Origin of the sequence: Bifidobacterium jacchi, from assembly GCF_009078285.1 — a bacterium.
GTDB classification, from domain to species: domain Bacteria; phylum Actinomycetota; class Actinomycetes; order Actinomycetales; family Bifidobacteriaceae; genus Bifidobacterium; species Bifidobacterium jacchi.
This window is the reverse complement of record NZ_RQSP01000007.1, coordinates 13291-22154: the sequence shown is the minus strand read 5'-3', so window position 1 is coordinate 22154 and position 8864 is coordinate 13291. Positions and strand designations below refer to the sequence as shown.

Genomic DNA, 8864 nt, shown 5'->3' with positions numbered 1-8864 from the left:
GGCATGCAGCCGGGGCCGCTGGGGCAGCCGGGGCGGTCGATGCAGCAGCCCGGTTCGGCTGCGGCGAACGGCCCTACGCTGCTTGTCATCATCGATGGGCCGCTGGCCGGCGCGTCGGTTCCGCTGACCGGCGACACGATTACGCTCGGCCGCGCGGCGACCAACACCGTGGTGCTGAACGACGAGTTCGTGTCGTCCCATCACGCCCGCGTGTATCTCGATCCGGCCTCGCACCGCTGGGCCATCGAGGATTTGCACAGCACGAACGGCACGGTCGTCAATCAGATTCGCATCAGCACACCGACGATTCTGGCCCCGCGCGTTCCCGTGCGCATCGGTGCCACCACGTTTGAACTGAGGTGATCTCAATGCCGAATTCACCCGCTTCGCAAAGCCTGTTCATGTACTCCACGACCGTTTCGGACGTGGGCACGGTTCGCGCCAACAACCAGGACTCCTCGTTCGCCGGCGAGCATCTCGCCGCGATCTGCGACGGCATGGGCGGCCATGCCGGCGGCGACACGGCCTCGACCATCGCCATCCGCTCGCTCGCCCACATCGAACGCGACGATGTCAATGGCGACGTGCTCAAGGTCACGCAGATGATGGAGACTTCGGTGATGGCCGCGCACGACGCGATCGTGGGCAAGGCGAAGCGGGAGCGCAAACTCGCCGGCATGGGCACCACGGTGACCGCCGTGGCGCTGGTCAACGGCTATTGGGCGCTGGCGCACATCGGCGATTCGCGCGCGTATCTGCTGCGCGGCGGCAAGCTCACCCGCATGACGCATGATCACAGCTATGTGCAGCATCTCATCGATACCGGCCGCATCACGCCGGCCGAGGCGAAGAACCATCCGCAGCGCAACGTGGTGATGCGTGTGCTCGGCGATTTCGACATCGACCCCCGCCCCGACATCACCATTCGCAAGGCGCATCCGGCCGACCGCTGGCTGCTGTGCTCCGACGGTCTGTGCGGCGTGCTGGAGGATTCCACGATCGAGCAGGTCATGGCGGAATGCTCCGATCAGGAGGAATGCGCCCAGCTGCTCGTTTCGATGGCACTCAAGGCCGGCAGCACCGACAACGTGACCGCGGTGATCGCCGACGCCACGCTCGCGCTCGATGCCGCCGCGTTCGACATTCCTCATCAGACGCTGCTCGTCGGCGGTGCCGCCAGCGCAAGTCTGGAGCCGATCGCCGATATCGTCAACGAGCCGGTCGCCACGCCGCCCGCATTGCGCGACGACGATCCGTCCCCCGCCCAGCGTGCCGGCGCGCTCGCTCAGGAGGCGCGCGCCGATTCTGCGAATGGTGCCGCATCCGGGAGGTACGCCGGTGCCGGCGACGCCAACGGCACCGGCGGCACCGGCAGCAGTGGTGCCGCGGCCGCCGAATCCGCCGCAACGGCAGCCGGCGCATCCGCAGGCGCAGGTGGCGGCGTAGGCGGCGACAAATCCGGCAATCGCGCCGATCAGAATGCGCCGCGCGTGGTGCAGCCGTCCGGCGAACGCGACGATTCCACCGCCCAGTCCGCTCCCGACACCGGCGAAATCCCGATCGTGAGGAAGAAGGACGGCCGTCTGAGCACCGATCCGAACGATCCCGAGGTGGCGAAGGCCATCCGCCATGAGCAGGTGAGGCAGCGCAAGACCGACCGCGCCCGTTCCCGTCGCGGCCGTCTCGTGGCGGTTTTCAGCGTGATCGTCTCGCTTGCCGCGCTGTGCGGCATCGGCTGGGGCGTGTACATCTGGAGCCAATCGCAGTATTATCTGGGCACCAGCGACGGCGTGGTGACGATCTATCAGGGCGTCAACACGAACATCTTCGGCATCCGGCTGTCGCATGAGGTCAAGAAGACCGACATCCAGACGTCAAGTCTGCCGCAGTCGTGGCGCGACCAGCTTGATCAGGGCATTTCGGTGAGCAGCTACGACGAGGCCGAAAGCCACGCGCAATTCATCGAAAGCGAACGCGACAAGGATTCCGCAGCGAACGCCTACGTCAGCAATTCCGGCGATTCCGCCGGCGATTCGGCTGACGGCAGCGCCGGCGGCAGCGCCGACAACACCAACGGCACCGACTCCAGCAACCAATCCACCACCCAGCAACAGGAAGGCGGCACCAAGCAATGATCGCACTGCGACTGCGCCAGGCATCGCTGCTCCTGTTCGCGATGCTGATCTCGCTGATGGCGTATTTCCAGATGTTCGAGCGCATCGACAATGCGTTCCCCTCGAACTACGCCGTCATGCTTGGCGTGGTCGGTGCGCTCTACCTTGTGCTGTGGGGCGTGACGCTCAAGTTCCAGCCGTACGCCAGCCAGTCGATCATGCCGTGCGTGCTGCTGCTCAACGCGATCGGCACGGTGATGATCATCCGCATCGACAACCAGAACAACACCGCGGTGGGTATGCGGCAGCTGATCTGGCAGGCGGCCGCGCTGGTGGTGTGCATTGTGCTGATCGTGGCGCTGCGTGACTATCGCATATTCCGGCGCTTCTCCTATGTGAGCATGGTCGTCGGTCTGGTGCTGCTGCTGTCGCCGATGATCCCCGGTCTGGGCACGGAGATCGGCGGCGCGCGCATCTGGATCAAACTGCCGATCATCGGCGGCACGCTGCAGCCGGGCGAATTCGCCAAGTTGTTCCTCGCGTTCTTCTTCGCCGCGTATCTGTTCGATCATCGCGATCAGCTGGCGGTGGGCGGCAAGAAGGTGCTCGGCATGCAACTGCCGCGCATCAAGGATCTCGGCCCGATCATCATCGTCTGGATCGCGTCGATGGGCGTGCTCGTCATGCAGCGCGATCTGGGCACATCGCTGATGTTCTTCGCGATGTTCGTGTCGATGCTGTACGTTGCGACCGGGCGCAAAAGCTGGATTGCGATCGGTATGCTCGCGTTCGCCGCGGGTGCCGTCGCCGCGTCGCGCATCTTCGCGCATGTCGGTTATCGCGTCGATGTGTGGCTGCATCCGTTCGATGACGCGATCTACAACCGTTATCCGGGCGGTTCCGAGCAGCTTGTCAAGGGTCTGTTCGGCATGGCGGCCGGCGGCATGACCGGCACCGGTCTGGGCGAGGGGCATCCTGCGCTCACGCCGCTCGCCAATTCCGATTTCATCTATTCGTCGGTCGGCGAGGAGTTGGGATTGACCGGTCTGATGGCGGTGCTGGTGCTTTATATTCTGATCATCGCGTCCGGTTTTGTGACCGCCATGAAGATCAAGGATGGATTCGGCAAGCTGCTGTCGTCCGGATTGGTGTTCACGATGGCGTTTCAGGTGTTCACCGTGGTCGGCGGCATCACGCTGGTGATTCCGCTGACCGGTCTGACCATGCCGTATATGGCGGCCGGCGGCTCGTCGCTGATCGCGAACTATGTGCTTGCCGCGCTGCTGGTCGTCATTTCGAATGCGGCGAACAAGCCGGAGCCGGAGACCTCGTCCGAGACGTTCCAGTACGAGGCGTTGGCCGTGCTGCGCGATCATGAGCTCAAGGAGCGCGCCAAGCAGGTCGAGGAACAGGAGGCGCAGCAGTCGCAGCGTCGGGCGCAGATGGAGCAGGCCGCGCAGCGCAACGAGCAGCAGCCGACCGAGGCGCTTGCCGTGCATGAGCTGTTCGGCATGGGCATGGCGGCTGGCGAATCCCGGGCGCGGCATGGTGCGCACGCGGCGCACGGCGCGCATGGGGCATTTGACGCATACGGATCGCATGCCGGTGCCGCTGAGCAGGAGTCGCAGGGGCAGGTGCCGACTGTCGAGTCGCCAATGGAGATGCCGTTGGAAGTGCCGCAGGCACCGCAGGGGCAGATGCCGCAGGGGTACCAGTCGCAGTCGGAGCCGTCCGAGCAGCTGACGCAGGCGCTGGCCGAACCGCTGCCCGACGACACCAGCCATTACGACGATGACGACCAGCTTGACGACACGTCCGACTTCCCGGGAGGTGAGCGATGAACGTCTCTCTTCGGCAGCTTTTCACCGCCGTCATCGCCCTGTTCGTGGTGCTGGGCATGTCCACGACCATGATGATGGCCATTCGCGCCAACGAGCTGAGCAGCGATCCGCGCAACACCCGCGCGCTCTACCATGAGTTCGCAGCGCCACGCGGCGCGATTCTCGCGTCGGACGGAACCGTGCTCGCCAAGTCGAATCCGGTCAACGACTCGTTCAAATACCAGCGCGTCTACGCCAACGGCAAGGTCTACGCGCCCGTGACCGGCTTCTTCTCGATCACCCACTCCGCCGACCGCGGCATCGAGGCGTCGCGCGGCAGGCTGCTGTCCGGCCAGGCCGACGCCCTGTTCTGGGAGCGGTTCAAGGCCGTGCTCACCGGTTCGACGAACACGGGCGCATCGATTGAAACGTCCATTGATCCCAAGTTGCAGGAGCTCGCCTACAAGCTGCTCGGCGACAACGACGGTTCCGTCGTGGTGATGGAGCCGAGCACCGGCCGCATCCTCGCGATGGTGAGCACGCCCAGCTACGATCCGAGCGCGCTGGCCAACCACGATCTCGCAGCGACCAACAAAGCCTACTCGCAGCTGATCGCCGACCAGTCGAATCCGATGATCAACCGCGCGACCTCGCAGCTCTACCCGCCGGGATCGACGTTCAAGACCGTCGTCGCGGCGGCCGCGCTCGAAAGCGGCAAATACGAGCCGGACACGCAGATTCCGGCGGGTGCCGAGTACACGCTTCCCGGCACGTCCACAAAGCTGCCCAACTCGTCGGCGATCGCGGCCGGCACGAACGGCAAGATCTCGTTCGCCGACGCGCTCGCCTACTCCTCGAACACCGCATTCGCGCAGCTTGGCGTCGAACTCGGCTCCGACAAGGTCGATGCTATGGCGAAGAAGCTCGGCTACGGCAGCGCGGTCACCATCGACGGCTCCGACGCCACCGGCTACCCGATGCGGTCCGCCGCCGCGCAGTTCCCCGACGATCCCACCGACGACCGGCTTGCGCTGGCGTCGATCGGTCAGGGCGACAACGCCACCACGCCGCTGCAGAACGCGATGATCGCCTCCGCGGTCGCCAACGACGGCAAGCTCATGAAGCCGACGATCGTCGATCGCGTGCGCTCCAGCGATCTGTCGGTGCTGTCCGAGACCAAGCCGCAGGTCATGTCCGAGGCGTTCAGCAAGGACACCGCCGACAAGCTCACCGGCATGATGGAAGGGGTCATCACCAAGGAGTACCCGGATCTGCAGATTCCGGGCGTGAAGATCGCCGCGAAAACCGGCACCGCGCAGATCGGCACCGGCAACTCGTCCATCGACGGATGGATCATCGGCTTCGCGCCGGCCGACAGCCCGAAGATCGCCGTGTCGGTCGTGGTGCACAACGTCGATCTGTATGGTTCAATGGTTGCCGGTCCGATTATGAAGTCGTTGATGGAGGAGGCGCTGAAGCAATGAGACTGATCGAAGGACAGCTAATCCACCGGCGCTACCGTCTCGACCGGCGCCTGGCGCAGGGCGGCATGGGCGAGGTCTGGAAGGGATACGACATCCAGCTGGGCCGCCCGGTCGCGATCAAGGCGCTGCGCGGCGACCAGACCAACGACTCCGAGGCCAAGTTGCGCCGACTGCGCGCCGAAGCGCACAATTCCGCGAATCTTGCGCATCCGAACATCGCCGCGCTGTTTGAATACTATGAGCATGACGGCATCGGATTCCTCATCATGGAATACGTGCCGAGCAAATCGCTGGCCGACCTCTACCGCGAACGCGGGCCGATTCCGGCGATCGAACTGCTGCCGATCCTCATCCAGACCGCGCGCGGACTGTTCGTGGCGCACAGCCACGGGGTGATTCACCGCGACGTCAAACCGGCCAACATCATGGTGTCAGAATCCGGCGAGGTGAAGATCACCGACTTCGGCGTGAGCTACTCGACCAATCAGGAGCAGATCACGCAGGACGGCATGGTGGTGGGCACCGCGCAGTACATTTCGCCCGAGCAGGCGCAGGGCAAGCACGCCACGCCGCAGTCCGACATCTATTCGCTGGGCGTGGTCGCCTACGAGGGGCTGTGCGGGCATCGTCCGTTCACCGGTGCGACGCCGGTCGACATCGCCGCCGCGCATGTGAACAATCCGGTGCCGCCGCTGCCCGATTCGATCGATCTGCAGCTGCGGCAGTTCGTCATGTCGATGCTGTCGAAGGATCCGCGCGACCGTCCGAAGGACGCGCTCACCGTGTCGCGGATTCTTGGTCGCATCGAACGGCGGCTGCTTGATCAGGAGACCATGCAGATGGACGAGACGATGGTCGGTTCGGGGCGCATGCCGCGCCGCGTGATCAGCGCTCCGCATCAGACGAGCGTGATGCTCAACAGTGTGAACCGATTCACGACCGCGACGCCGGCTGCGGCACCGGCGCCGACCTCAGCACCGGCTGCGGCTGCGGATGTAGCTGTGGGCGGCGGCATCGGCAGCGCGTCAAACGTCGGCGCCGAGCCGAACGTCGGCGCCGAGCCGAACGGCGGCGCCGAGCCGAATGCGGGCGACTACAGCGTCGGCGACCGCGGCGTCGGCAACCCCAATCCAAGCAATCCGTACAACGTGCCGGGTGGCATGATGAACAGCTTTGAGAACAATCAGAAGGAGCAGCAATGAGCGGGAACATGCCCAATGCGCTGGCTAATGGACGATACCAGCTCGGTCAGCTCATCGGCCGTGGAGGCATGGCCGAGGTGCGGGTGGCGCTCGATTCGCGACTGGGCCGCACGGTGGCCATCAAGATCATGCGCTCCGACCTCGCCAACGACGAGATCTTCCTGTCGCGATTCCGCCGCGAGGCGCACGCGGTCGCGCAGATGAACAATCCGAACATCGTCAACATCTACGATTCCGGCGAGGAGACGTTCGTCAACGAGTCCGGCGGCACCGAGCGTCTGCCGTATCTGGTGATGGAGTACGTCAAGGGTCAGACGCTGCGCGACATCATCAAGGCGAACGGTCCGCTGTCGCAGCGCGATGCCGAACAGGTGATGCTCGGCGTGCTCAATGCGCTTGAATACTCGCATCGCATGGGCATCATCCACCGCGACATCAAGCCCGGCAACATCATGATCTCCGAGCAGGGCGTGGTCAAGGTCATGGACTTCGGCATCGCCCGCGCGCTGGACGATTCCGCCGCCACGATGACCCAGTCGCAGGGCGTGGTCGGCACCGCGCAGTACCTGAGCCCCGAGCAGGCGCGCGGCGAGACCGTGGACATGCGCTCCGACCTGTATTCCGCCGGCTGCGTGCTCTACGAGATGCTCACCGGCCGGCCGCCGTTCACCGGCGATTCGGCGGTGGCGATCGCCTACCAGCATGTGTCCGAGGTCGCCACGCCGCCGAGCGCGCTGGTGCCCGGACTGCCGAAGATGTGGGATTCGATCTGCGCCAAGGCAATGGCCAAGGACCGGCAGAACCGGTATGCGACGGCCGCCGAATTCAAGAACGACATTCTCACGTTCATGAACGGCGGCGTGCCGGTGGCGGCCGCGTTCAACCCGCTGACGGACCTGTCCAATATGAAGGCCCGCAAGCAGGAGGAGCTCAACCAGCCGCCCACGGCGACCGTGCCGATGGGCGACGCGGGAGCGCCGACGCAGGCGTTCAATCCGCTCGCCGGAGCGAACGGCATGAACGGCGCGAATGGTGCAAACGGCATGTCGCCGTATGGCAACCCGTATGGCACGCAATACGGCATGCCGCCGGCTGATCCGAATGCGGCGGCGAACGCGGCGCTCAAGTCGCGTGCCGAGCAGCGTGCGGCCGCGGCGCAGGCGAAGCGCAGGAAGCAGATCATCATCGGTTCGATCCTCGGCGTAATTGCTTTGATTGCGATCGTCGTCGGCGTGATGTTCGCGATGAACCAGGCGAACGCCACCAAGATGGTCACCGTGCCGACGTTCTCGGCGCAGACCAACGCGGAACTCGCCAAGCAGAAGCTCGAGGCAGTGGGCCTGAAGATTCAGACCATGCAGGATTCCGACTCCAGCGAGCCGGAGGGCACGTTCACCAAGCAGGACCCGGCTGGCGGCTCGCAGGTCGAAGAGGGCAGCACCGTGCGCGTATGGTTCTCGACCGGTCCGCAGCAGGTGGCGATTCCCGATGTCAAGAACATGAGTCAGGAGGACGCCCGCGCCGAGCTCAAGGACAAGGGCTTCGACGTGCAGGAAAGCACGCAGACGCAGGATTCCGCCGATGTGGAGAAGGACAAGGTGACCGGCACCAGTCCGGCGATCGGCACGATTCAGGCCAAGGGAACAACCGTCATGCTGTATGTGTCGACGGGCATGACCACGGTGCCGGATGTGACCGGGCAGACGCAGGAGAAGGCGCAGGACGCGCTCAAGTCGTTCACCGTGGTCATCGAACATGAGACCTCGGCGGACGTGGAGAAGGGCTCTGTGGTGCGCACCGACCCGGTGGCCGGCTCTCCGATCGCGCAGAAGTCCACGATCACCGTGTACATTTCCGACGGCAAGGAGAAGGTGACTGTGCCGACCGTCGCCGCCGGCACTGCGACAGCCACGGCGAAGGCCGCGCTTGAGGCTCAGGGCTTCAAGGTGAAGATCACCGGTCCGACCGACGGCGTGGTGGTAAGCATCAGCCCCGACTCCGGCGAATCCGTGGACGAGGGCAGCACGATCACCATCGTCTCGCAGGCTGATCCGAATGCGAACACCCCCGGCACCGGTGACGACAATAACAACACCGGCACCGGCACGAATACAAACGGCACCAACAATGGCGGAGGCACGAACTCGAACGGCACCACCACCGGTGAGTGAGCCGGTGCGTGGGCCGGTGAGTGGCCGGTGAGTGGCCGGTGAGTGGCCGGTGAGTGGCCGGTGAGTGGCCTGG

The 8864-nt window shown here is 64.9% G+C and carries 5 protein-coding genes and 1 pseudogene; all 6 read left to right on the top strand.

What is annotated here, in order from left to right:
• The coding region (locus tag EHS19_RS03325; protein WP_151916412.1) for an FHA domain-containing protein FhaB/FipA at nt 1-363 on the top strand (363 nt) is incomplete at its 5' end.
• Nucleotides 364-368: 5 nt separating this feature from the next.
• Nucleotides 369-2135 (top strand): PP2C family protein-serine/threonine phosphatase, encoded by a 1767-nt coding sequence (locus EHS19_RS11710; protein WP_421745163.1) that lies wholly within the window; start codon nt 369-371, stop codon nt 2133-2135.
• Nucleotides 2132-3955, top strand: a complete 1824-nt coding sequence (locus EHS19_RS03315) for an FtsW/RodA/SpoVE family cell cycle protein (protein WP_151916382.1) — start codon at nt 2132-2134, stop codon at nt 3953-3955. The genes EHS19_RS11710 and EHS19_RS03315 overlap by 4 nt, the downstream gene beginning before the upstream one ends.
• The gene (locus tag EHS19_RS03310; protein WP_151916381.1) at nt 3952-5418 is read left to right on the top strand and encodes a peptidoglycan D,D-transpeptidase FtsI family protein; all 1467 of its coding nucleotides are present in this window, start codon (nt 3952-3954) and stop codon (nt 5416-5418) included. The genes EHS19_RS03315 and EHS19_RS03310 overlap by 4 nt, the downstream gene beginning before the upstream one ends.
• Nucleotides 5415-6317 (top strand): annotated as a pseudogene (locus EHS19_RS03305) (serine/threonine-protein kinase); the annotation flags it as partial. The gene EHS19_RS03310 and the pseudogene EHS19_RS03305, both read left to right, overlap by 4 nt.
• Before the next feature lie 299 nt (nt 6318-6616).
• Complete coding sequence (gene pknB, locus EHS19_RS03300; protein WP_151916380.1) at nt 6617-8791, top strand: Stk1 family PASTA domain-containing Ser/Thr kinase; 2175 nt, start codon at nt 6617-6619, stop codon at nt 8789-8791.
• Nucleotides 8792-8864: the final 73 nt, after the last annotated feature.